This is a genomic window from Legionella sp. 227, from assembly GCF_043161935.1.
Classification (GTDB): Bacteria; Pseudomonadota; Gammaproteobacteria; order Legionellales; family Legionellaceae; genus Legionella; species Legionella sheltonii.
This window is the reverse complement of sequence record NZ_CP171154.1, coordinates 3,117,904-3,143,035: the sequence shown is the minus strand read 5'-3', so window position 1 is coordinate 3,143,035 and position 25,132 is coordinate 3,117,904. Positions and strand designations below refer to the sequence as shown.

The following is a 25,132-nucleotide window of genomic DNA, read 5'->3' as shown; positions in this document are numbered from 1 at the left end:
AGTCCCTATTTCTTATCCTGATATGCTTCTGCCCCAATTGAAAGGGTTACTTTATCACCTACAGAAGGCAGGAAAGCATTTATCCCAAAATCAGAACGATTTATAGTGGTAGTAGCTGTAAAGCCAACTGACATCTTGTTACTAATTGGATTCATTCCCTCTTTATTTAAGGTAACATCCAATACCACAGGTTTACTCACGCCACGCAAAGTTAAGGTACCATCAACAGTTGCTTTATTATCACCTTTGGGAGTTACCTTATTACTGACAAAAGTTGCAGTGGGAAAATGTTCCGTATCAAAAAATAACTTACTTTTTAGATGTTTATCCAACTCTGGAATACCGGTAACCATATCCGCAACATCAATCTTAACGTTGACTTTACTTTGACTTGGATTGTCTTTATCAAGAATCAGTTGACCTGTTCCATACCATTTACCATATTGGGTTGAAAAGCCTAAGTGATCGATGCTCCACAACACAAAAGTATGGTTTTTATCCAGTGTATAGGTTTCTGGTGCGGCATGAATTGGCGACGTAGAAAAAGTGAATGCCATAAACAATAATGAGGACAAGCCTCCTAAAATTTTTTTCATTGTTAACTTCCTTTTTTAAATGAGAATTTGAAATAATTTATTGTAAATTTTTACTCAGGCTTGAGACTACCACCAACTATCCGCTCACAGAGTCCTTTGGGTAGCAAAATAAAAGCGTCTTTTTGTTTATCTTTGGTCGCAGAGGAAGCACATGAAGCGGTTGCAGTGGCACAGTCATTCATCCCCTTTTTAGCAATTCCATAACATTTTTCAGTTGTAGAATTTGTATCATTACTGTCAGCTGCCGAGCTTCCTGTCGCAACTAAAACAAAAAAAGCAGTCATCACTGATTGCACTAATTTATCCCGTATTAACATAGTTATCCCTTTCATTAATGAATGTCTTAATTAACATACAATAGTGTCATGGAAACAACAAGTAAAAGGGAAAAAAACGACATCCTAGGTAAACCAGGTATTAATCTGAGCTGTTAAAATTCAATCATTGTAATGTCGCCAGCAAATGATAGTTCTGCCAAAAGAGGGGCAGTCAGTTTTTGCTTTAATGTGTCAATATTAGCTGATAAAGCTTGCATGTTTGGGTCAAAGCAATTTGCAATCCAGCCCGTGCATTCAATGTTATTTGCATGCAACACAGCTTCTGTTAACAACGCATGATTAATACATCCTAATTTCATGCCAACTACTAAAATAACAGGGATCTTAGTAATCTGTAAAAAATCAATCCATGTTTCATTGTCATTTAGCGGCACCATTAATCCCCCCGCACCCTCAATGAATAATGTTTCAATACCCTCCAGCTGCAAATTAAGGCAATAGTTAGCTATTTCAGTGACGCTTAAACATACTCCTTCATTCTGTGCCGCAATATGAGGGGAAACAGGCGCTTTAAATCGCCAGGGATTTATTACATCCATAGGGATGCTTGTCTTGCTGTTTTTTTGTAAATGCTGCGCATCACTGTTCACCAGTTTATTTTCTATTTCCATGCATCCACTTGCTACCGGTTTAATTGCTGCTGCCGATGAAAAATATTGTAACAGACTCGCTGTTACATAGGTTTTACCGCAATCTGTATCAGTACCTGTAATAAAAAATCGCTTCATTGAATAAATCCTCGGATTTCTTCGATAAATAAATCCATATGAGATAAAAAAGGCATGTGTGCCGCTCGTTTGAACAGAATATAATGAAACTTGGGATAATTCAGTTGCATGGAACTCATTGTTTTAATTGAAACAATGGGATCAAGGCGACCAAACATAAAACATGTCGGTTTAGTAAACTGTTTTAGCTCCTCTCGTAAATCCCAATTTTCTAGAATTTCAAGCCCCAATTTCAACCCTTCTGGAGATGGGAGTCTATCAGGTAGATGGTTCAACCTATCATTAGTAGTTAATCCATTGAGTTCCATAAATTCGTTTAAGGTACTCTGTGGCTCCTCTAATAATTTTTCGTAAAATTTTTTAAAAACATCTTGAGAAACACCTGACCATAGATCCGCATGTAAAAATCGGGGTGATGAAGTCACGTTAATAAGAGACCGTACTCGTTCAGGTGCTTCAACTGCCAAACGCATGGCATATAACCCACCCATAGACCACCCTACTAATGCAAATTGTGGGGGTAATTGTCTCAGTAAAAACTTTTTAAATGCATCCCAGTCCATGATTGGGCTATGACCAAATCCTGGCAAGTCGATTAGTATAAGCTGATAATCCATGGACAGTTTAAGCACTAGTGGCAACCAAACTCGACTGTCAAATCCCCATCCATGTAGAAACACAATAGGGAATCCTTTTCCATAACTATTGATGTTTATATGCATAAATGACACTTAATTGATTAAATAACTCCTGGATCTGTTCTGGAGTATGATTGTAATTCAAAATGACTCGCAAACCGGATGCTTTAGTACTGACTGTAGGCCTTCTTATTGCACAACAGCTAATTCCTTTTTTCTTCAATTCACGCGCATAATATAATGCTAAATGGGGACAGCCTAATTGAAGTTGTTGAATTGGAGAAATAGAATCAGACCACTTTAGAGGAGACTGTTTAATATAGGATCGAAATAAAGCAATGAGTTGTGTTAATTTCGACCTTCTATCTTCCGCATTAACTACACATTCCAAAGCATGCAACAAGCCATAACTTAAAGCTGGGCTTATGGCGGTTGAATAGATAACAGAGCGACCGGCTTGTAATAAAGCATAGATCCACTCTGCTTTACCAGCAACCAGTGCACCCTGAGCGGCATAGGCTTTTCCTAGAGGAATAATCCTTAACGGAACTTCGTTTTGAGTTAAACCATGATACGCTACAGCCCCCCTTCCCTGAGCGCCTAAGAGTCCAAAAGAATGAGCCTCATCAACTAAGAGTGCACTTTGGTTCCTACTACACAGAGAGGACATTTTTGCCAAAGGAGCCATTTGGCCGCTCATGCTAAAAACTCCCTCCGTAATCAATGCGGAGCTATTGGCATAAGTTATTAATTTACGGTCTAAGTCAATTAAATTATTATGCAGATAGCGTGTATAGTTTACTTGTGATAGAGCTAAACCATCGTAAATGGATGCATGTATTTCTTTATCTATAAAACAATGGACCTTTAATTGACCAAGTAAGGCAGTAACTGCAAGATTTGCTGCATACCCTGAAGAAAATAAAATACAATCATCCACAGCCAATAAGTTAGCAAATGCCTCTTCTACTGCCCGATGATTGGGGTGATAACCACTTAACAACATTGAGGCACCACTTCCACAAGGATACAGAGCATAGCCTCGCTGGTATCCTTCCGCAATACGTCGGTCCCTAGCTAGCGACAAATAATCATTACTGTCAAAATGAATTAATGACGAATCATCAGCGCTTATTATCCTATTCCTTAATAGGCCTTCTTGAGCTAGCTGATTCGTATAATCCTTAATCTTGTGACTTATAGGCATTTAAACCATCTCAGTTAAACCTAGCTTGCTAAAAAGGGCTTTATCTTTTAGTCGTTGAGGATTTTCTTCTGTTAATAATTTATCACCAATAAATACAGAGTTCGCTCCAGCAAAGAAACAAAGTGCTTGTAATTCATCACTCATTTCAGTTCTTCCAGCCGTTAGACGAATGACGCTTTTAGGCATTAGTATTCGCGCAGTTGCAATCGTACGTGCTAACTCAATCCCTTCGACTGGCTGAGCTTTCGCAAGAGGCGTACCTTCTACTGGAATTAAACGGTTTATAGGAACACTTTCAGGAGGTGTTTCCATGTTGGCTAGAGTTAATAAAAATTCAATGCGATCTTCGCGTGTCTCTCCTAAACCTAAAATACCACCACAACATACATTGATTCCGGCTTCTCGCACATTATTCAATGTATCCAATCGCTCGCTGAATTTGCGTGTCGTTACTACTTTCTCATAATAAGAAGGTGATGTGTCTATATTATGATTGTAATAATCCAAACCGGCTTCTTTTAAACAAGCGGCCTGTTCTTGATTTAACATTCCTAAAGTCATGCATGTTTCTAAACCTAAAGACTTCACCCCTTTAATCATTTCTTGTAATTCATTCATCGCCTTATCAGGTGGACAACGCCAAGCAGCTCCCATGCAAAAACGTTTGGCACCGCCCTCTTTGGCTTCCTGAGCAGCTTTTAATACTTCAGCAACTGACATTAAATTTTCTTTTTCTACATGAGTTTTATGATGCCCACTTTGTGAACAATAACCACAATCCTCTGGACAAGCACCTGTTTTAATACTGAGCAGAGTAGCAAATTGTAATGAATTAGGTTGATGATATTCTCTATGTATTTCATGCGCCTGGTGCAACAAGTCATTAAATGGTTGCTCATAAAGCGCTGTAATTTCAGAAATAGACCAGTGCTTCTTAGTTTGGGTCACAACAGTTCCTCCTATTAAGGAAATTAAAACAATGTAGCCTTGATGGAGCACAGATAAATCCGGTCATCCGCATCTTAGCCTGTGATTTCGTATCGCAACATTGTGCTACGACGTAGAGCTCCCGCTGCACTTGGAATGACGGACACAGCACCAATTAATAATCCGGATAAAAATGATGCTCCTCTATTTTAGGCAAAGTGAAGCAAAATCCAGCTACATCCATATTTCTCATTTTATTTACATAGCGAACATGATAAAGTGCCGCCTAATCTTGTCAACCAAAATTTTAAAAATGGTTAACGTTCATCAATTAATTAGTAGAGATTTGAAACATTTTTGGCATCCTTGCACCCAAATGAAGGATTTTGAAACCTGCCCTCCACTGCTTATTGAGAAAGCGCAAGGCAGTTATCTTTACACCAATAAAGGGCCTTTGATTGATGCCATTTCCAGCTGGTGGTGTAAATCATTAGGACACGGCCATCCGGCTGTAATGGCAGCAATAACAGACCAGATGAATCATTTTGAACATGTTATTGCAGCAAATACAACACATCCCCAACTTGTTGAGTTGGCAGAAGAGCTTGCAAAAATTACAAAAAAACAACATGTTTTCTTTGCCAGTGATGGCTCTAGTGCAGTTGAGATAGCAATGAAATTGGCAATTCATGCAAGTCAAATTAAAGGCTTTACAGAGAAGAATCAATTTATCGCTCTTAAAAATGGATATCATGGAGAAACATTAGGTGCAATGAGTATTAGTGATTTAGGGCTTTATAAATCACCCTATACTTCATTTGGTCTAACGTGTCATTTTATTCAAAATATTCCTTATATTTCTGGCAAAGAAGATCTTTTATGGAATAATAGTGATTCGTATTGGCCTGCCGTAGAAAAGGAATTGGAAGCGGTTAGCGACAAAGTCTGCGCCATTATTGTTGAACCGTTGATTCAAGGCGCAGGAGGAATGTTGTGTTATAGCCCCGACTTCCTTAAAAAACTCTCATCCTGGGCTAAAAGCAAAGATATTTATCTTATTGCTGATGAAATAATGACAGGGATGGGCCGTACAGGCGAATGGCTGGCCTCAAACCATGCAGGTGTAGAACCGGATCTGATTTGTCTATCCAAGGGATTAACTTCGGGATCCATTCCTTTAAGCTGTATCATGATTGACAGCTCTATTTTTGAGCTTTTTTACGCTGATTATGCCAGTGGTAAATCCTTTCTTCATTCACACACCTATAGCGGCAACGCACTCGCCGTAAGCGCAGCATTGGCAACCATTCGGGTAATGCATGAAGAAAAAATACTGATGCATGCGCAAAACCTTGGGGAATACATGTTAACTACTTTGACTGAAATAGCGCAAATTTCAGGCAAATTAAGCAATATACGTGGAGTTGGGGCAGTTGTCGCAGCGGATCTTGAAGAAATAGGACATGATCGTATAGGGAATAAAGTTTACCAACAGGCATTAAATCATGGTGCATTAATAAGACCAATTGGCAACACGCTTTACTGGCTACCTCCATTAAATACAAGTCATGAAGTAATTGGGAAATTAGCAGAAATCACACTACACTCTATAAAGGGAGCCTATGTAATACCATAATTATGCGAAAAGTATGCAGAAACCTGACATTTTTTGTCTACAAACGATTCAAATTATTCTGGATATTTTTCACCATTTTTTTGCTTGCAGTCTTTTCATATGTCAATTGGCATAATAACGTCACCAATTCTCTTACCTTAGTTACAGAAGAAAGCAATAAACTATCACAAAAGGTCGATCACTTTATAAATGATATATTTCAAAGCTCATATCAAATTCCATCTGATCAAAAGAATAAGCTATTGTGTTCAGTCGATTTTATTCCTTATTTACAACACATCGTTATCAATCATCCACAAATCTCTGGATTAGCCATACGTAATCTAAAACATCAAATTATATGCTCCACCTTACCTTACAATCAGACCTTTCTCCTAAGTCGTAATCTACATCAGATGATTATTGGGCCATTAACAACACCTATGTTTAATCATCCAATTTATGCAATACAAAAAAAGATTGGTGATTATCAGGTAGAAGTAGTTATTATGTCCTCGATGCTGGAAAATATATTGAAAACGCCAGATAGTGTTTCACGCACTGTAACCCTCTATGATGTCAATACGAAAAAAGAACTGATTCAAGTAGGAAAAGTAAACAACGCATCGTGGATAAGTCATTTATCATCTGACTCATCTTTCGCATCAGAAAGAGTATTTGCCACAGCCAAATTATCAAGTCTTAATGGAGTTTTACTCATAGTATCTGAACCCAAGCAAGTAATGATGAATAGTCTATGGTTTAATCAAATCTTGCTCGCTCTCGATGTTTTGGTATTTTCAATTTTTTTATACTTTGTCATTAAGAATATTTTTACTCAACATTATTCTTTGCATGGAGCAATAAAACAAGCGCTTCGCGGCAAACAATTTTACCCTGTTTACCAACCATTATTTGATGCAGAATGCGGAACCTATTCAGGAGCTGAAGTCCTATTAAGATGGCAGGATAATTATGATGAAATTATAATGCCTGATCTGTTCATAGAAGAAGCTGAACATTCAGGGTTAATTGTCCCGATAACATTACAAATTATTGAAATAGCATTTAAAGAAGCTAAAAACATCTTAAAAAATCAACCTACGTTCTATTTATCTTTTAATATTTGTGCCCTACATTTTACTGATAGTCATTTTTTTCCCAAGTTTTATAAACTTGTACAGCACTATTCTATTTCACCCAAACAAATATTATTGGAAATAACAGAGCGTTATTTACTTGATATGAATAATAAAATTTACATCAACAGGATGCATGAGCTTAGAAAAACCGGTTATTCATTGGCTATAGACGATTATGGAACAGGACATTCAAGCATCAGCTATCTACAATATTATCCTTTTAATTATCTTAAAATCGACAAATTATTTATACATGCTATTGGTACTAAGGCCATCGCAGAAACATTAAACGATGCAATAATTCATTTAGCAAAAAAAATTAATTTAATTATTATTGCAGAAGGTGTAGAAACCAAAGAGCAACACGACTATTTATTACAAAACGACGTTCGATTCCTTCAAGGTTGGTTTTTTTCAAAGGCCTTGCATGTGGAACAATTAATTGAACTGCTTCAGGGGGAGAAAAATGAATAAGAACATAGGATGGTATTTTTTGCTGCTTTTAGGAATCTCAGTATCAAGTTTTGCTGAACCATTAGATACAGAAGGTAATTATTGGCAATGTTTCGCTCATGATGCGACTCATGCCAAATGGTCTTCACAAAGTCCTTATCAAAAAATTGCTTTAAATCTTTCTTATGCTGAATGTAAAAAAAACAGCAAGGCGCCAGCTACCTGTAGAACAACTAAGATGAGCTGTATACGATTCATTAACGGTATCAATGTCATGCCCATGTGGCGATGTACCGCTTTTGACCGGGAAGCATTATCATGGCGAAGTAATCTTTATCCAAATCGCGAAGATGCTGCATTGGCTGCTCTAGCATTCTGCAAACATAGAAGTCCAGTGCCTTATACTTGTTATATGAATGTAGTAACATGTATTAATCACAATGAGATATAAAATATGGTTTATTGTGTTGGAATAACAGGTGATATAGCGAGTGGGAAAACTACTGTTGCTGAACTTTTTTCGAAATTCGGTATGGAAGTAATTTATGCTGATAAAATTTCGAGAGAACTAACCCAAAAGAACAAAGACGCATACACAAAAATTCTTGAGCATTATGGTCGTAATATTCTTAAAGAAGATGACGAATTGGATCGTAGTAAATTAAGAGAAATCATTTTTTCTAACCATAAAGAGCGGTATTGGCTTGAACAACTATTACATCCTCTCATACGACAAGAAATTAAAAAGCGGGTTGATGAGTGCACCACACCTTATTGTCTCATAGAAATCCCCCTGCTTATCACAAAACAAACTTATCCTTATATTAAGCGAACGTTGCTTGTTTGTGCGCCCAAAGAAACACAAATATCACGGCTAATGCGACGAGATCAATCCAGTAAAGAACAAGCTCAGGCTATTTTATCAACTCAACCCGATTCGGATAAACGTTTGGAAAATGCAGATGATATTATTATTAATAATATAGGGTTCGAAGAGTTAACTAAAAGAGTACACGATTTACATTATAAATATCTTCAGGAATCTAAAAAGGAACAATAAATATTTTACCGTCGCATACGAGTTAATGAGAAGTCTAAACGAGTCTCAATCGCTGAGGTAAAATATATAGAGTATAACGAATGCAAGGGACTCAATGCTCAATGAAATTAATTACTTTAAATTTATGGGGTGGACACATAAGAAACCCCCTTTTAAAATTTATCAATGAACATCGTGATGTTGATATATTTTGCCTACAAGAAGTGTATTACAACGCTCACCGCAAAATAACTGAGGAAGATAGAGAACTTAGTTTAAATATTTTTGCCGATCTACAACGACTTCTTCCTAATCATTTTGCTATTTTTAAGCCTGCTGTTGAAAATGTATATGGCGTTGCGATGTTATTAAAAAATAATATTGATATTCTAGGAGAGGGAGATATCAATATTCATCAAAAACAACATTATCCTGGAATAGGATTAAACCATCCTAGAAACTTGCAATGGGTTGAATGCGAAATCAATAAAAAAATTTATTCCATTCTTAATGTACATGGTCTCTGGAATGGGCAAGGAAAAAAGGATACTCCTGAGCGAATCAATCAGTCATACCGCATCCGTCATTTTATGGATACCATCAATACGCCTAAAATTTTATGTGGCGATTTTAACTTAAGACCAGACACTGAAAGCATGCACATAATTGAGCAAGGAATGAGCAACCTGATTACGATGAACAATATTAAATCGACAAGAACTCGTTATTATAAAAAGGCCGAGAAATATGCGGACTACATTCTGACCTCACCAGACATTGTAGTGAATCAGTTCATTGTCATGAATGATGAAGTTTCTGATCATGCTCCATTGTTTCTTGATTTTAATTAAGATTAGTTGCTTTATATGCCGGAGTTACTCCTCACCAAGATTACAGATAACGAGGGGTAAATAGACTTGTTATGAAAATAAAAGAATAGTCTACCCCTTGCTTATACCTTCAAATATAAAGCTATTTTATAAGCCATAAGTACTTTATTTTTCCTTAACTGCTTAAGCTATACTTTAAAAAATACTTTATAGTCTTTGAGAGTATGAAATGAAAATTTCAGTAATTTTCGCTAATGTTGAATATACTGACCTACCTTTTAGTCACTTATATCAACTGGATAGGGTTGGTATTTCAAATATCATCATTTTACTTAATGAAGATGAGTTTGAGAAAGCACATACAACCCGATTCAGGGTATTTGATCATACACTGCCGCAAACAGTTATAGAGCATTATCAATCTCAAAGCGATCGGCTACAAATCGACATTATAAACACTGGGAGGGCTACTACAGAGGAAGAAAAATTAGATTTTTATTTGAAGCATGCAGAAGGCCAATATAAGCTCAATCTTTTTCTTTGTAAGGGCGCGATCTATGCTGTAAATGAAGAAATAAGCGCTAAACCACTAATAAGAGAAACTACTGAATATATACATATTCCTTTTTTTAAAAGTACGAAACGAAAAAAAGTCCCATTGTTTCAAAGTCCTTGCTCCTCAGATCAAACGATTGAACTATTGCAACACGAATTAAACACTTGCTTTTGTTATCAAATGTCACCTTTTGATGTGATGCATTATCAATGGCTATTCAATATTTTTGTTGAATTAATCAATCTTAAAATTAAATTACATGAGGGAAATAATGCTGAATTCTTATCTCAGTTAAATAAAATCATTAATAATTTTAATAAAACAATACTCCATTTCGAAAAAGCAGAAACGGCATTCGAGAAAACTAATAAAAAAGCATATAATACATTCGATAAACCCGATCTCATCCTTCGATTACGACATGAGAAACATGTGAAAAGGAAAGAAAGCCTCGAGGACAACTTTCCTAAACTAGTAACTAAACTAGTCAAGCTCTATGAAAAGTTAGCATCGCTAGAAAATCTCAATCTATTAAAAGAGAAAGATGAAATTATTGGTGAAGATTTTATTCAGCCTATCGAAACCAAACAATTTACTAAGTAACTTGTATCACCCAATAGTTCTATTAAAATCCAGTACCTAATCTATTTTTTGCTTTATGCTCAAGATCTGGAGAACTAGGTCAATAAGTAATTTTTTACCATGGCAATTACTGCATGATTCGCTTCAGGGAAATGTTCAGGATTTAATTCGTCCTGGTAAACCCATTTCATAGCCAACTGCCCTTCCAAACATGAAGGCATTCCAGAAAATTGATTAACAATAAATATAATTAATTTTACCGTTTTATCAGGATATTGATGGTGAACTTCACCGAGTAACTGGTATTGATTAACCTCTAAGCCTACTTCTTCTTTTACTTCTCGGATTAATGCGGATGATGATAACTCATCTGCTTCTAACTTACCGCCGGGAAACTCCCAACATCCTCCATGAGGTACATGAAAAGGACGTTGGGTTATTAGAATTCGTTGCTGCTCATCAATAATGACCGCTACGGCAACGGTGATGCTCACGCCAGACTTCCATGGCAAGATTTATATTTTTTACCTGAACCACATGGGCAAGGATCATTTCGACCCACTTTCTTTTCTTGTCGCTTGTATGTTTGCGGCTGAGCTTCATCTTCATTTTCATCGGCATAATTGCCATGTTGTAAGCTCATCTTACTGACCTGTTCAGCACGTCGTTGTTCTTCAACCGCATTAACGTCTTCTTCAGTTTGAATTTCAACTGAAGAAATTAAACGAACTACATCATACTTTAAATTATCAAGCATGGTTGTAAACAGAGTGAATGCTTCTTTTTTATACTCTTGTTTTGGATCTTTTTGCGCATAACCACGTAAATGAATACCTTGACGCAATTGATCCATTACGGCCAAATGTTCACGCCATTGATTATCCAAGGTTTGTAAAATCACAGACTTTTCAAACTGTGACATCGTTGCTCTTCCAGCTTGTTTTACTTTTTCATCGTATTTACGTGTAGCCAGCTCAAGAATTTTTTCTCTAATTTGTTCTGGTTGGATATGATGATCTTCTTCAATCCACTCAAGTACTGGTGCTTTGAGCTTAAATTCATCCATTAGGACATCACTTAAAGCTTTGGGTTCCCATTGATCTTCCAAGCTTTGTGGAGGAATATAAGTATCGACAAGATTAGAGATAACTTCCTCTCTCATCGTGTTGATCATCTCTTCAGTATCCGTCATTTCCATGATTGAGGCACGTTGCGTATAAATGACTTGTCTTTGATCATTAGCCACATTGTCATAATCTAACAGTTGCTTTCTGACATCAAAATGGTGTCCTTCTAGCTTACGTTGAGCATTCTCAATTGCTTTGGTAACCAAGCTATGCTCAATAGGTTCACCCGGTTTCATGCCTAAACGACGCATCATCGATGCAACACGCTCTGAAGCAAATATACGCATCAAATTGTCTTCCAGTGACAGGTAGAAACGGCTACTTCCGACATCACCCTGACGTCCTGAACGACCTCGCAACTGATTATCAATCCGTCGCGACTCATGACGCTCTGAACCTATAATTCTTAGTCCGCCTGCTGCAAGTACTTCATCATGGCGCTTTTGCCACTCTTTTTTTACAGCATCTATTTCTTCGGGACTTGCCGTTTCAGGTAATTGCGCCAAATCAGCAGATAAACTTCCACCCAGCACAATATCTGTTCCCCGACCAGCCATATTGGTAGCAATAGTTACGGCACCAGGTCGCCCCGCTTCGGCAATAATTTGTGCTTCTTTTTCATGGAACTTAGCATTAAGTACTTGATGCTTAATATTTTCTTTTTTAAGGAGCTGACTTAAAAATTCTGAAGCTTCTATCGAAACAGTACCGACAAGAACAGGTTGTTTGCGCACGATACACCCACGAATATCTTCTATAACAGCCTGAAATTTATCTTTTTGAGTTAAATAAACCAAATCAGACTCATCTTTACGTACCATAGGTTTATTTGTTGGAATGACAACCACATCAAGATTATAAATTTGCTGTAATTCATATGCTTCGGTATCTGCTGTTCCAGTCATTCCTGATAATTTATTATACATACGGAAAAAATTCTGGAATGTAATTGATGCCAGGGTTTGATTTTCATTTTGAATAGAGGCCCCCTCTTTAGCCTCAACAGCCTGATGCAATCCCTCAGACCATCTTCGACCAGGCATAGTTCGACCAGTATGCTCATCAACTATAATCACCTGTCCGTCTTTAACGATATAATCCACATCACGATGAAACATAGCATGGGCTTTTAATGCTGCATTGACATGGTGCATTAACATAATGTTACTGGCATGATATAGGCTCTCACCATGATCCAAAAGTTTTGCTTTAACCAGTAACTCTTCTATATGTTGATGGCCTGCGTCAGTAAGATGTGCCTGTTTTTGTTTTTCATCAACAGTATAATCTCCTTCTCCACCCTCTTCTTCTTGTTTTTTCAAATGGGGGATCAAGGTATTAATTTTGATATAAAGTTCTGAACTGTCTTCAGCCGCCCCTGAAATAATCAACGGGGTACGCGCTTCATCGATGAGAATTGAATCCACCTCATCCACTATGGCAAAATTTAGTTCTCTTTGTACTTTGTCTTCTAGACTAAAAGCCATATTATCGCGCAAATAGTCAAAGCCATACTCATTGTTTGTTCCATATACAATATCACAACGATAAGCTTCTTGTTTCGCAGGATGTGGCATATCAGGGAAAATCACACCTACAGTTAATCCCAAAAACTCGAATATAGGCTTCATCCATTGACTATCCCGTTTAGCAAGATAATCATTCACAGTAACAACATGGACACCGCGCCCAGTAATTGCATTTAAATATGCAGGCAAAGTTGCAACTAATGTTTTACCTTCCCCTGTTCGCATTTCAGCAATATTACCTTCATGCAGCACCATGCCACCGATTAACTGCACATCAAAATGACGTAAGCCTAAAGTGCGTACGGATACCTCTCTTACTGTAGCAAAAGCCTCTGCTAACATCTCATCAAGGCTTTCTCCCTCTGCAAAACGTGCTTTAAAATGCTGGGTTTTTGCGGCTAATTCAGCATCAGTGAGTGCTTGCATTTGTGGCTCAAATGCATTAATTGCCATTACTGCCTTTTCCATTCGCCGCAATGTACGCTCATTTCGGCTTCCAAACATTTTCTTAATCAACGTATTCAGCATGGCCTAAATAATCCTCTGGAGATATCAAATAACAAATTGGTTAATGTACTAAAATTTGGGGAAAAATACTATGAATACCTTCTAATTTAAGTGAATCTTCATGGTTTAACTCAGTGAAAGGAAGAGTTGCTGACAAAACAGACAACTAAAATATTATTTTCCGCAATTTTCTCTCATAGTATACAATATTTTAGTCTCTAAATGACGCATAGATTCAGAATATATCCTACCGTGAAAATCACAGTACCAGAAAAAAGCACTCTAAGCGTCAGATACCATAACAATCACACAAACTAAACAATTAAAAAAACATAACCATATCTTCTGCAAATAAAAATAACAATTTGTTTTTATTAATAATTATGATAAAAGCCTGACTTTGAATTTAACAGGAGATAATAATGGTACAAATAGTTTTTTTTACTGACCCAGGAAAAGATGGGGATGACTTGCTTGCTACAGTCCATGTAATCATGCAAGCTAAAGTTGCAGGTATTATAGATCCTCTTACACCAATTAAACTAATCACTACCGACGAAATTCCTTGCAATAAATACGGGGTGCAGGATCCCCAGGGCAAATACGGTTTGCGTGCTTTATATTTACAAATGCACATTGAACAATTGCAGAAACAACTCAACTTCCCCAAAGGTTATTTACCCGAAGTAATTGCTGGTCCAGTTACAAGTTATTACAGTTATAACGAACAACTAAAAAAATATTATCATGAGCCATCACAAAGCGATGCCTTCTATCCTACTGATGAAGTAATTAAGTATTATGCACAATCTGAAGTATTTCCACACATAAACTCCCTTTTAAGCACTGCCGAACAACCCGATGCGTGGTTACAACAAATTGGGCAAGCAAGTCCTGAAGACACAACTTTAGTTAATATCGCATCATTTAATGCAGTTAGCGATTTTCTAGCACAAATGGCACCAGAAGAGCAGAAAAAGTATACCCTTATCAATTTGGGTTATAATAAACCTTACTCTCAAAATGATTATCAAACTTCGGATCTTCCCTACAATGCACGTAGCACTGACACGAACAAGGCTGCTCTTGCAGTAGCAGCACTAACCCATGACAATGCATTTCATGTGGTTTCAAAAACAACTCGCGTACTCCCTAACTACAGTAAAATAACATCGATAAAAGGGACAGCAGACATTATGTCTCGCGCCTACCCTGTATTAACCGGACAATATGCCCCTACGCTACTCTCTGCGATGGGCGAGTTTATAAAAAGTTCTAAATACAAAGGATTTTGGCCTCATGATGTTGTGGCTTCACTTTTGGCATTAATTGGAATAATCAACTGGAAAGAGTCCATTGGAACTGAAGTGACTAAAGAAATGCTGTTTAAGGAGACAGCTCAAATACCTGCTCATGATCTCCGCCTACGCATGGTCAATAATACTGGAGTTTTAATTGATTCTACCGTTCCTGTAGACCCAGAGAAAAAAGATATTGCGATTGAAAGTGATGGAAACTTTATTTATGGTAAAGAAATAGATCCCATATTCTTTACTTCGCTATTGCATCTCATTGCTGTGGGCTGTGTCAAAGAAAAAGAACCCTTAGTTAATTGCTATAAAAAAATTATTGAATTAAAAGCTGATTTACATCACTTAAAACAACAAGGTAAAACAGATCCAGAAAAAGAGAAGCAAGTTAATTCGCTGTGGATAAAGGCGAACTTATTAGAACTGCAACAACAGCTCAAACTTCAGGCTCAGGCTAACCTAGATGAAGCAAATAAATATTTTCTTAGCGCTGAATCATTAGAAGCTGAGAATAAAAATGCATTAGGTGAAAATCTCCTGCAATGGGTTAGGGAAATCGAAGCATTCCTACAACTTATTGAAAATAATGATTTGCCAGAATCAATGATTCAAGAAATCAATAATGCATTCCAACAGCCTACAACAGAGAAAAAATATACAGCCTTAACAGGCCTCTTCGTTAATATGCTAAGACCCAGATTGATGCCAACTGAGAGTGCATGCAATTTACTGCAGCAAAATGGCAAATTGGGATTTGAATTTAAACGAACTGGTAATAGCGTTCTATACTTTTCTTTAGCCACCCGAAACCATTTGATCGCTGCTTTTCCAAACGGTATTTTGGGCATGTCTGCAAAATATAAAGAGCTACTGCGCCTAGAAGGTCATTCTGAAACTAATAAAACAGCGTTTTATTTGCATTTAGCACTTCATGATGCAGGAAAAGGCGATTACATAAAAAGTGCAGTTCATCGTGATAACAAAGGGAATTATTTAATTCGTCTCCCATCAGGAAACTATTTTAAGTGTACTGACAACCAACTCATTTCACCCGCTGATGCAGAACAATTCGAGCGAGCAAAAGAATATGTTGATCATGACATTGCTCTAGAACTTTATGGTTTTGCTGGTTCTCAAGAAAATAATTGTACTGCTACAGAATATTTATTATGGGGTGGTACCGCACCTAAAGAAGAACAAAAAAATAAAGAATCATTTATTCTCTGTGATGAATTATTCAATTTATGCAATGAAATGAACATAGCCCAAATTGTTCAGGGCGAAATTCCTTTTGCAGGAATTAAAAAAGGATTAGATTTATTTTTTGCTGCGTACAAAAAAAATCCAAAACTTGCTGAACTGGTTTTTGTACATCATTGTTATGACATTTTTGGCGCGAAACCCTCTGATACAATGGTTAGTGCTGCTGGAAGTTCGCCTGAAATTCATTTAAAAATCAATCTACTTTATAAAACATTAGTTAGCGTAGCTCAAAAACAAGAGCCAGGTAAAGATCCCGCTGAAGACGCCTATACTCTATATCGCAAAAAATTAGCGAAATCCATCCCTGATATTCTGAGATCAGAGCCTTCATTACACGATTTAGCAATAACACGTATTGCGCAAATGTTGCGTTGTCATTTATTTAAAACGGTACAAAATCCAAACAATAAAAAAATTACAATTCGTGACGCAGGACAATACGAAGCAAGGACTCGTTTATTTGTAGAAAGTATTGATGCTGCATTCCATCAGTTACCTAAAAGAGAACAACAAAAATTAGTACAACTTCTCAATAATACAGGAACTGGAAAGACTCCGGCGGTGATGGTCAAGTATGGTCCCAAACTTTTACTGACAGCAACTACTGGCGCTGAATATGCTAAAGCGGATCCAACCAATAAAACTCAAATTGCTCAATGTCTAACACCGATGTTGAAACTGTATTTGAGGCTGTACGAATACCAACAAACTCGCTCTAGCAGATATAGTGACATAGATGTCGATGATTTAGCAAAGATCATGGAACAAGTTTTTACCTGGTACAAAGATGCGAGCAAGAAAGAGAAAGATCATTTTGCCGATTTGCTTTTTGATTTACAAGTAAAAGGACAGGCCAATGCATTTTTAACTCAGCTCGGAGATATCAAATCTAAATCTGCTTTAGAACAAATGCAAAAGATTCAAGAATGTATCAAATCAATGGGTTATCGTTGGATTGAAACTGAAAATGAGCCTGCATTGTTAAACGATAGCTTTTTGGAGTATGAAACAAGACTGCGTACGACCCCCATTCATACTATCTATTCTGATTTGCAAAAATCTGATCTAGATAAAAATAAAAAAAATACCTTTAGGAAAGAATTTCTACTCTATCAATTAAATAACTTATCTCAAGTTTCGGAATGGCAGCTGAAAACAAAAAATGCCAATGGAACAATTGATAGCTTCAAGATTCATCACGACTCAATTTTTGCCCCAGAGTCGCCTAACGAGGCTGTGAATAAAGCATTATTAGAAGTACTTAAGTACCTCATAATAGATACACAGTGGGATATTGGTTATTTTGGTGGAGAAAAAGTTAAATCAACTATAGGTGCTCCCAATCTCATTCCTAAAGGTATGCATGCGGTCCTTAAAGAGATTGAAGATGCGCAAAAAGGATTGGTGACATTTTCAGAAACCGTAGAAAAAGTCGCTGGGATGATCGAGGTCTCTGCTAAAAAGAATAATCACGGCTTTTTCAATAAACGAGGAGAAACGACGCAAATTTTCTATGACAAAGCACAAAAGTTGCTAAGTGAAGATGCAGAGGAAAGTTTGCACCAAAAGTTTGTTAATCTGTAAACTCAAAAGGAGAAACGTCATCCCGAGCGTAGCGAAGGATCTCCAAATCAGGAGATCCTTCGTTGCATTACTGTGGCGTCAATAAACTCATAAATCTGTGTTTTGGTCTACCTTGAACCGGATTCATTTTTATATTATAGGAGCTGTCTTGCATCATAGTTCAAGAGAGCTGACGTTTTGCTCTTGTGAGAGGAGATAATTGTGTTCAAATCGTTCTATAGCTTGCAACGTGTTTTTTTCTAATAATTTAGCCGTTCTGATAATTTCCTGTTTTATATCTATTAATGAGCTGATACTTGTCTCATTTTCAATTTTTAAAAGAGATGATGAGAGGTGATTTAATTCACTTATGGGTGTGTGTAAGCTAATTCCCAAAATGCGTTTTTTTAGTTCGCGATACTCATTGTCTATTGTTCTAATCTCTTGTAACAAATGAAAATATTGTTCAAAAAATTTAAGCTTTAACATGCTGTGTTTGAGGAATAACATGTGGTCCTGATACATTTCTGGTGCGAAACGATGCATAGCATCTAATTTACCAGGTGCTACTGCAAATAGACCGTTATAAGTGCATCGGAATAAAAGTGTCATGTCGCATTCGAGTTCTTTAAAAACAGCCTGATATACCTGATCAATTGGCCCACAAAATGCGGGGTCATCAGAATTTAAAGAGATCATTTCATCTTTAAATAAAGTTTGAAATTGAGTATGAGATTTTAAATTGGGTATCGATTTTGGGAAAAATGCAACGTCACTTAAAGGGCATAGTTCAAGTGTCATGCCGTCAAATTTAAGTGCTTTTTCGAGTTCGGGATAATTGGCAACATTTCTTCCATGGGCAAATCGGTCAAGATATTGTTTTGCAATTTCCAAGGTATGTTTCTGTGCCTCAGGCTCGATATGGGCGGTGATAAAATACCAAGGATTACCCTTTTGCTGTCTATAACGATTGATCTCATCGAAAAAATTAAAAAAATCCTCTAGAGGGAACCCATCTTCTGCACCTGCAAGGCCTATTGTTGTCACCATCGGATTGGGATATTGTTGAATAGTACCCCATATGCTCTGAAAATCTTCTGGATCTATGTGTCGCTCTTGATAATAGCGTAATCTTAATGTGGTGACATCACCAAACTCTTTGATCCCTCGTGCGATGCCACGATTATAGGCCTGGTTAAATTCAACAAAAGTTATATGTTCTTTACATTGAATCCAGGATATTCCTGGCAAAGCGAAGATGACATGATGATCATAACAATATTTATAAAATGCATAAGTGAGATCTTCAATATCTTGTGGCGTTTTCAACAGATTCGAAATACGTCGAAAGTCTTTGATAAATTGATCGAGATCATCCGAACCCGTAAATTTCCATTGCTGGGTTTGTTCATCGATCAAATCATATGGAAAAGGGATATTATTACGCTCCGCTATAGTTTTAGCTAATTCAATATCAATCAAAAAGCCAGCCTCAGCGTGAACATGTAAATCTGTTTTAGGCATTTTTTGAATAAGCAAGGTATTTATATCAATATCTTCATCACATAAAGTCTGTAAATGGTGTAAATCTTCCAAACTCAGCGATGGGAGTGAAATTGAAAAGTCAGAGCTGGCTTCCTTAAAAAATCGATCTTGCATATAACCCTCTTTATAATATGATCCGACCTGCTTGTCAGGATATGCTACACAGTAACTTATTATTTTTACAAAATATAGGGGGCAGATCTTGATTTTTGCCTTTATCCATAAAGGACAGCCAGTCAGGGTAATAAACTCCTTAGCGTAACGAAACGGTTAACGATTAGAGAAATAAATTTCAATTCATCAAACCGCTGCAAGCAATTCAATATTCTGAAGATACTCGCCTAGCTCTTGAAACAAAGTTAAATTTTTATCCTGCAAAATCAGCATTAACTTTTTTTTCCACTGACTGGCGCCAGGTAAACCAAAAGCAAGGTTGAATATAGGTTTTATTAGTAAACTAAGTGATACACCTTTGCTGTATTGATCCAGCAAATAATCCAAATAATAGTTAAATACCTGACTGCGTGTTCTCACGGAAGTTTCAGGATAAAGCGTTTGATGAATTGTAGCTATTTGAAAAGGATTGTCACATGCTAAACGTCCAAGCATCACTCCTTCAACATGTTGAAGATGTTCTTTAATTTCCCCTATATTCAAAATATTGCCATTGATCACTATCGGAATTTCAGGAATTTCCTTTTTAAGGCGATAAACATACTCGTAATTAACCGGTGGAATTGTTCGATTTTGTTTTGGATTTAAACCGTTTAACCAAGCTTTACGTGCATGAACAATAATCTTTTGTGCCCCAGCCTCAACTAATTGATGTACAAAATCACTGAAAAATTCATAACTGTCTTGATGATCAATTCCTATTCTAGTTTTGGCTGTAACAGGAATACTCACCGCTTGTCGCATGGCATGAATACAATCAACAACCTGTTTTGGTTCTTTCATCAAACAGGCACCAAAACGTCCTGCTTGGACTTTATCACTAGGGCAACCAAGATTGATATTCACTTCATCATATCCTTCTTGCTCAGCACGTTGAGTGCATTGCGCTAACGCATCAGGCTCCGATCCACCAAGTTGAAGTGCGATGGGATGTTCTTTTGCACTAAATTGCAAAGAACGCACAGGATTGTTTTGTATCGCCCCAGTAGTTTGCATTTCAGTATACAAAAGCGCATGAGGAGCCAAAAAACGCATAAAAACTCGAAAATGACTGTAGGTCCAATCGATCATCGGAGCAATTGACAAAGGAGAAAGCAGAATATTCGTCACTATTATTGTTCGGTTAAAAAGTACTGATTATAACTGAAACTAAAATTTTTTGTGCAAAAAAATAACCGTATTGCTGCAGATGCCGAGGTAACACCCTCCCCTCCATCCCGAGCATAGTGGGGTGTTACGGGGAGATAAGCACTCATTCTATTTTTGATTTACCGCATTCATCGCTTGAATAAGTAATTGTAAGCGTGTACGTCCTTGGTAAAAATTAATATCGAGCTTATAAGCCGCATGGATGTATTTAACTCTGTGGTTTGGCCAAGATTTTAGATCAATGTTAAATGCGATCGCGTCCACCTGTTGATCACCTTGTGTTGTTGCCAAAGTCATTTTCAAATGATTTTTTCCCACCAGTCGTTGCTCAAGCACTTCAAAAACATTATCAAAAACAGGTTCAGCAAATTGCTGTCCCCAAGGACCCGCTTGCTGGATCAATTGAGCGATCTCAATATTAAACTCTTCAGGCTGCAATGGCCCATCAGTAAGCACTTCCCCTTCACATTGAGATAAATCAATATGCTTACTCACTTCAGAAATTAGTGCTTCACTAAATGGTTTAAACGAGTTTGGATGAATACTCAGACCTGCAGCCATAGCATGGCCACCAAATTTACTGATGAGCCCTGGATAATCCTTATCAATTGCTGCCAATACATCTCGGATATTTAAATCCGGAACGGACCGTGCAGATCCTTTTAATTCATTTTCACTGACTTCCGCAAAAGCAATAACAGGACGATGATATCGCTCTTTGACTCGTCCTGCTAAAATTCCAATAACCCCCTGGTGCCAGGTTTTATCAAAAAGACATAACGCAATGGGTAAATGATTACTTGTATATTCTGTACTTAAAGCAAGTTTTTCCAATGCAAGCATCGCTTGCTCTTTCATTTCAGTTTCAATTAACTTTCTTTCTTCATTTAACTCATCGAGTTGTTGACAATAGTTTCTAGCTTGTTGCTGATCTGTAGTAATTAAGCATTCTATGCCTAAAGCCATATCGTCCAATCTTCCTGCAGCATTGAGTCTTGGTGCAATAGCAAAACCTAAATCGGACTCTCTTAGTCGCGCGCACTCACGTCCAGACACTTCAATCAAAGCCCTAATTCCTACACGACATTGTCCTTGACGTATTCTGGAAAGACCTTGATTAACCATAATGCGGTTATTCTGATCCAGCCCAACTACGTCAGCTACAGTTCCTAATGCAACTAAATCCAAAAAACTGGCCATATTAGGTTCGGTGATATTCCTTTCATGGAACCAATTGGCATTCACCAAATGTCTACGCAAGGCCAGCATGACGTAAAAAATAACCCCTACGCCAGCAATCGATTTACTGGGAAATTTACAATCCGGCTGATTTGGGTTCACAATAGCACAGGCAGCAGGAAGAGTATCTGCAGGCAAATGATGATCGGTAATCAAAACATCGATACCTAACTGGTTTGCTTTTTCCACACCCTCAACACTAGCAATACCGTTATCTACGGTAATAATGAGATCAGGCTTCCATTTACTGGCAACCTCAACGATTTGAGGTGTTAAACCATAGCCAAACTCAAACCGATTAGGAACCAAATAATCAACAAATTGAGCCCCCATAGCGCGTAAAGCAGTAACAGCAAGTGCGGTTGAAGTTGCGCCATCGGCATCAAAATCACCAATGATTAAAATTCTATGCTGTTCACGTAATGCGCTCTCTAAACGTACACAAGCCTCATTTATTCCTTTAAAGCTGTCAAAAGGCAGTAATGTTTGGAGTTGTTTATCCAATTGGCAAGATTCTTTGATCCCCCTGTTTGCAAATATTCGCCTTAGCACATCAGGCACATTAGGCAAATCGAGTATATGTGATGGTCTGGGGCGTTGTTTAATTAGCATGAATTATTTTTCTCCATAAACGAGCATACCACCTGCCGCTACTCATCAAATAAGCAGTATTATTCCAATACAAATGAACCGGCATTTTGTTTAACTCTTCTTGATGTTGCTTACTTAGTATTGAAAACTCAGAGAGTAATAAAATTTGAAAGTCCTTGAGCTTTATTTCTGGGCTATAAACAGTAACCTGAGTACTACATAATGTCGCGAATGAAAAAAGATGCGTGTCAACACAAATATCAAGTGTTTTTTTCTCATTAAGCTTTGCATTCCCCCAAACCCATAATCCATTAATTAAAGACTGATTAGGTTTAGAGGCGAACAGCATTTGGCTTTCAGTGATGAATTTCTGCCAATGCATCGAGTTATCAAGTTGAATTAATTCCGGCATTAAGGATTGGTGCAATAAATGATGGGGAGGTTTTGCATTTAAAGAATATTTTTTATTCGTATTAAGCAACCATGTTTCCGCATCATGATAATAAAGTACGGTCTCGTCTTCTGCCAAATACTGTGAAAATAAGTCAAACCATGATCTCGACTCACTCTCTTCCAACTGTAAATCTCTAGCCGAGGCAACGATCATCGCGTCATTATGGGTTGCTTCCCAGTGAACTGGTGTCACTATGAACCACTCACCTTCTAAATTATGATATCGTCTTAATAAATCAGCATAAGGTGGATTAGTAGGTTCATAGCCAAGACTCAACAAAAAATTGAGTAACACATTCCCTTCTGAGTGTAGTGGACTCATTTTTTCTGGAATAGAATTACAGTCTGAATCAATTACAACATGCATGTTTCTTCGGCCTTAATCAATCCATCTCTACGAAACAATGCCTTTAAGTTTCGTAATGCTTGTCGCATACGATCTTTATTTTCTATTAAACCAAAACGAACATGATTATCACCTTGTTGGCCAAAGCCTATCCCTGGGGATACAGCGACATGAGCTTCTTTAAGTAAGTATTTACTGAATTCAAGTGAACCCATGTGCTGATAATGGGTTGGGATAGGTGCCCAGACGAACATAGTTGCTCTGGGTCGAGTCACTTCCCAGCCAATCTCATTTAAACCATCGCAAAGAATGTTACGTCGTTTTTCATATAGTGCCCTGATTTCATGCACACACTCATCAGGACCATCTAGTGCGGCAATAGCAGCAACTTGAATTGGTGTAAACGTACCGTAATCCAAATAAGATTTAATTCGAGTAAGCGCAGCAACGAGTTCCTCATTTCCACAAGCAAAACCAACGCGCCAACCTGGCATATTATATGACTTAGACATCGAATAAGTTTCGATGGCAACATCAGTAGCGCCGGGTACTTGAAGTATTGATGGAGCTTTATATCCATCAAATACAATGTCAGCATAAGCTAAATCATGAATCACCCAAATTTTATGCTTTTTTGCCAGATCAATTACTTGCTCAAAAAAAGGATAATCCACACAATGCGTACTTGGATTAGCAGGGAAATTAATGACTAACGCTTTAGGCTTGGGCAAGCTTCGATTAATTGTATCCTCTATTGACGCTAAAAACTGAGTTTCATTAATCAGAGGAATTTGTTTGACATTAGCACCAGCAATAATAAATCCATAAGTATGGATAGGATAAGCTGGATCAGGGACCAGTATGGTATCTCCAGGCCCACTTATCGCTAATGCCAAATGTGCTAACCCCTCTTTTGAACCAATAGTAGCTAATATTTGTGTTTCACTATTTAACTGTACATCATAGTTACGTTGATACCAGGAGGCCATAGCCCGTCTTAACCTTGGTATTCCTTTGGACATAGAATACCGATGAGTATCTGGCCTTTGTACTGCCTCAATCAACTTATTTACAATATGAGGAGGTGTGGGTTGATCTGGATTTCCCATACCGAAATCAATAATGTCTTCTCCACGCGCCCGCGCTTCAGTTTTTAATTGCGTTAACGTATTAAAAACATAGGGTGGCAAACGATTTATGCGCGGAAATTGACTCATAATAGTGACCTCTGTAGTATACTTGTAGCTATCTATAATTCATTTAAACATTCTAAACCATGAACATCAATTTAGAGTCAGCAGAACTACACGCAGTACAAGCTTATAGTGATAACAAAATTCAGATTAATTCCATTGTTTATGAACGCAGTTTAATAATTTCTAAAACAGAAATCATTAGTGATCTCTCAATTAAAACCATTGAAGAAATTGATGCACACTATATGAACTTATTAACGCAATTTAAACCGGAAATTATCATCATTGGTCATGAACATACCGGAAAACTCCTGCCTCTGTCAATTCTGAATCAACTGACCCAACAGCAAATAGGTATAGAATGCATGTCTGTGGGTGCAGCATGTCGTACTTATAATGTATTATTGAGTGAGCACCGTGCTGTTGTTGCAGGATTTATTTTTGAATAGAAATATAGATGTAGCCTGGGTGCAGTGCAGCAGTTATACG

21 protein-coding genes are annotated in these 25,132 nt (G+C 37.3%); 8 read left to right on the top strand and 13 right to left on the bottom strand.

Annotation, left to right across the window (positions count from 1 at the left end):
• Positions 1–5: 5 nt before the first annotated feature.
• The 6 genes from ACF8MK_RS13685 to bioB all read right to left on the bottom strand — a co-directional run bounded on the left by ACF8MK_RS13685 (position 6) and on the right by bioB (position 4,455).
• Complete coding sequence (locus ACF8MK_RS13685) at positions 6–596, bottom strand: YceI family protein (protein WP_392537115.1); 591 nt, start codon at positions 594–596, stop codon at positions 6–8.
• Positions 597–646: 50 nt separating this feature from the next.
• Positions 647–913: a DUF2282 domain-containing protein gene (locus tag ACF8MK_RS13680; RefSeq protein WP_392537114.1), complete on the bottom strand. Its 267-nt coding sequence runs from the start codon at positions 911–913 to the stop codon at positions 647–649.
• Between the two features lie 113 nt (positions 914–1,026).
• Positions 1,027–1,662 carry a dethiobiotin synthase gene (bioD, locus tag ACF8MK_RS13675; RefSeq protein WP_392537113.1) on the bottom strand — a complete coding sequence of 212 codons (636 nt, stop codon included), beginning with the start codon at positions 1,660–1,662 and terminating at the stop codon, positions 1,027–1,029.
• Complete coding sequence (locus tag ACF8MK_RS13670; protein ID WP_392537112.1) at positions 1,659–2,384, bottom strand: alpha/beta fold hydrolase; 726 nt, start codon at positions 2,382–2,384, stop codon at positions 1,659–1,661. The genes bioD and ACF8MK_RS13670 overlap by 4 nt, the downstream gene beginning before the upstream one ends.
• On the bottom strand, positions 2,365–3,507 hold the full coding sequence (locus ACF8MK_RS13665) for an aminotransferase class I/II-fold pyridoxal phosphate-dependent enzyme (RefSeq protein WP_392537111.1): 1,143 nt from the start codon (positions 3,505–3,507) through the stop codon (positions 2,365–2,367). The genes ACF8MK_RS13670 and ACF8MK_RS13665 overlap by 20 nt, the downstream gene beginning before the upstream one ends.
• Positions 3,508–4,455: a biotin synthase BioB gene (gene bioB, locus ACF8MK_RS13660; RefSeq protein ID WP_392537110.1), complete on the bottom strand. Its 948-nt coding sequence runs from the start codon at positions 4,453–4,455 to the stop codon at positions 3,508–3,510. It abuts the gene before it with no gap.
• Positions 4,456–4,747: 292 nt separating this feature from the next.
• Here bioB and bioA point away from each other — a divergent pair, with 292 nt between their 5' ends.
• The 6 genes from bioA (at position 4,748) to ACF8MK_RS13630 (ending at position 10,672) form a co-directional block, all read left to right on the top strand.
• Positions 4,748–6,070, top strand: coding sequence for an adenosylmethionine--8-amino-7-oxononanoate transaminase (gene bioA / locus ACF8MK_RS13655; RefSeq protein WP_392538969.1), 1,323 nt, complete (start codon positions 4,748–4,750; stop codon positions 6,068–6,070).
• Between the two features lie 242 nt (positions 6,071–6,312).
• On the top strand, positions 6,313–7,665 hold the full coding sequence (locus tag ACF8MK_RS13650; protein ID WP_392537109.1) for an EAL domain-containing protein: 1,353 nt from the start codon (positions 6,313–6,315) through the stop codon (positions 7,663–7,665).
• Positions 7,658–8,095, top strand: coding sequence for a hypothetical protein (locus ACF8MK_RS13645; protein ID WP_392537108.1), 438 nt, complete (start codon positions 7,658–7,660; stop codon positions 8,093–8,095). Before ACF8MK_RS13650 ends, ACF8MK_RS13645 begins: the two co-directional genes overlap by 8 nt.
• A gap of 3 nt (positions 8,096–8,098) precedes the next feature.
• On the top strand, positions 8,099–8,704 hold the full coding sequence (gene coaE, locus ACF8MK_RS13640) for a dephospho-CoA kinase (protein ID WP_392537107.1): 606 nt from the start codon (positions 8,099–8,101) through the stop codon (positions 8,702–8,704).
• Positions 8,705–8,805: 101 nt separating this feature from the next.
• Complete coding sequence (locus tag ACF8MK_RS13635; RefSeq protein ID WP_392537106.1) at positions 8,806–9,534, top strand: endonuclease/exonuclease/phosphatase family protein; 729 nt, start codon at positions 8,806–8,808, stop codon at positions 9,532–9,534.
• Positions 9,535–9,742: 208 nt separating this feature from the next.
• Positions 9,743–10,672, top strand: coding sequence for a hypothetical protein (locus ACF8MK_RS13630; protein WP_392537105.1), 930 nt, complete (start codon positions 9,743–9,745; stop codon positions 10,670–10,672).
• Positions 10,673–10,746: 74 nt separating this feature from the next.
• Here ACF8MK_RS13630 and mutT read toward each other — a convergent pair whose 3' ends face one another.
• Together mutT and secA are read right to left on the bottom strand one after the other, a co-directional pair.
• On the bottom strand, positions 10,747–11,145 hold the full coding sequence (gene mutT / locus ACF8MK_RS13625; protein ID WP_392537104.1) for an 8-oxo-dGTP diphosphatase MutT: 399 nt from the start codon (positions 11,143–11,145) through the stop codon (positions 10,747–10,749).
• On the bottom strand, positions 11,142–13,835 hold the full coding sequence (gene secA / locus ACF8MK_RS13620) for a preprotein translocase subunit SecA (RefSeq protein ID WP_392537103.1): 2,694 nt from the start codon (positions 13,833–13,835) through the stop codon (positions 11,142–11,144). Before secA ends, mutT begins: the two co-directional genes overlap by 4 nt.
• Before the next feature lie 401 nt (positions 13,836–14,236).
• Here secA and ACF8MK_RS13615 point away from each other — a divergent pair, with 401 nt between their 5' ends.
• Positions 14,237–17,971: a hypothetical protein gene (locus ACF8MK_RS13615; RefSeq protein WP_392537102.1), complete on the top strand. Its 3,735-nt coding sequence runs from the start codon at positions 14,237–14,239 to the stop codon at positions 17,969–17,971.
• Between the two features lie 153 nt (positions 17,972–18,124).
• On the opposite strand, the gene ACF8MK_RS13610 is transcribed toward ACF8MK_RS13615, so the two are convergent.
• From ACF8MK_RS13610 to alaC, 5 genes are all read right to left on the bottom strand, one after another.
• Entirely contained in the window at positions 18,125–19,609 is a 1,485-nt protein-coding gene (locus ACF8MK_RS13610) for a hypothetical protein (protein WP_392537101.1), read from the bottom strand.
• A gap of 186 nt (positions 19,610–19,795) precedes the next feature.
• Positions 19,796–20,779 (bottom strand): tRNA dihydrouridine(20/20a) synthase DusA, encoded by a 984-nt coding sequence (gene dusA, locus ACF8MK_RS13605; protein WP_392537100.1) that lies wholly within the window; start codon positions 20,777–20,779, stop codon positions 19,796–19,798.
• Positions 20,780–20,926: 147 nt separating this feature from the next.
• Positions 20,927–22,669, bottom strand: coding sequence for a single-stranded-DNA-specific exonuclease RecJ (gene recJ, locus ACF8MK_RS13600; RefSeq protein WP_392537099.1), 1,743 nt, complete (start codon positions 22,667–22,669; stop codon positions 20,927–20,929).
• Entirely contained in the window at positions 22,659–23,468 is an 810-nt protein-coding gene (locus ACF8MK_RS13595; protein WP_392537098.1) for a hypothetical protein, read from the bottom strand. Before ACF8MK_RS13595 ends, recJ begins: the two co-directional genes overlap by 11 nt.
• Positions 23,456–24,664 (bottom strand): alanine transaminase, encoded by a 1,209-nt coding sequence (gene alaC / locus ACF8MK_RS13590; RefSeq protein WP_392537097.1) that lies wholly within the window; start codon positions 24,662–24,664, stop codon positions 23,456–23,458. Before alaC ends, ACF8MK_RS13595 begins: the two co-directional genes overlap by 13 nt.
• 59 nt (positions 24,665–24,723) lie before the next feature.
• On the opposite strand from alaC, the gene ACF8MK_RS13585 reads away from it, so the two are divergent.
• The gene (locus ACF8MK_RS13585) at positions 24,724–25,092 is read left to right on the top strand and encodes an Mth938-like domain-containing protein (protein ID WP_265704151.1); all 369 of its coding nucleotides are present in this window, start codon (positions 24,724–24,726) and stop codon (positions 25,090–25,092) included.
• Positions 25,093–25,132 lie beyond the last annotated feature (40 nt).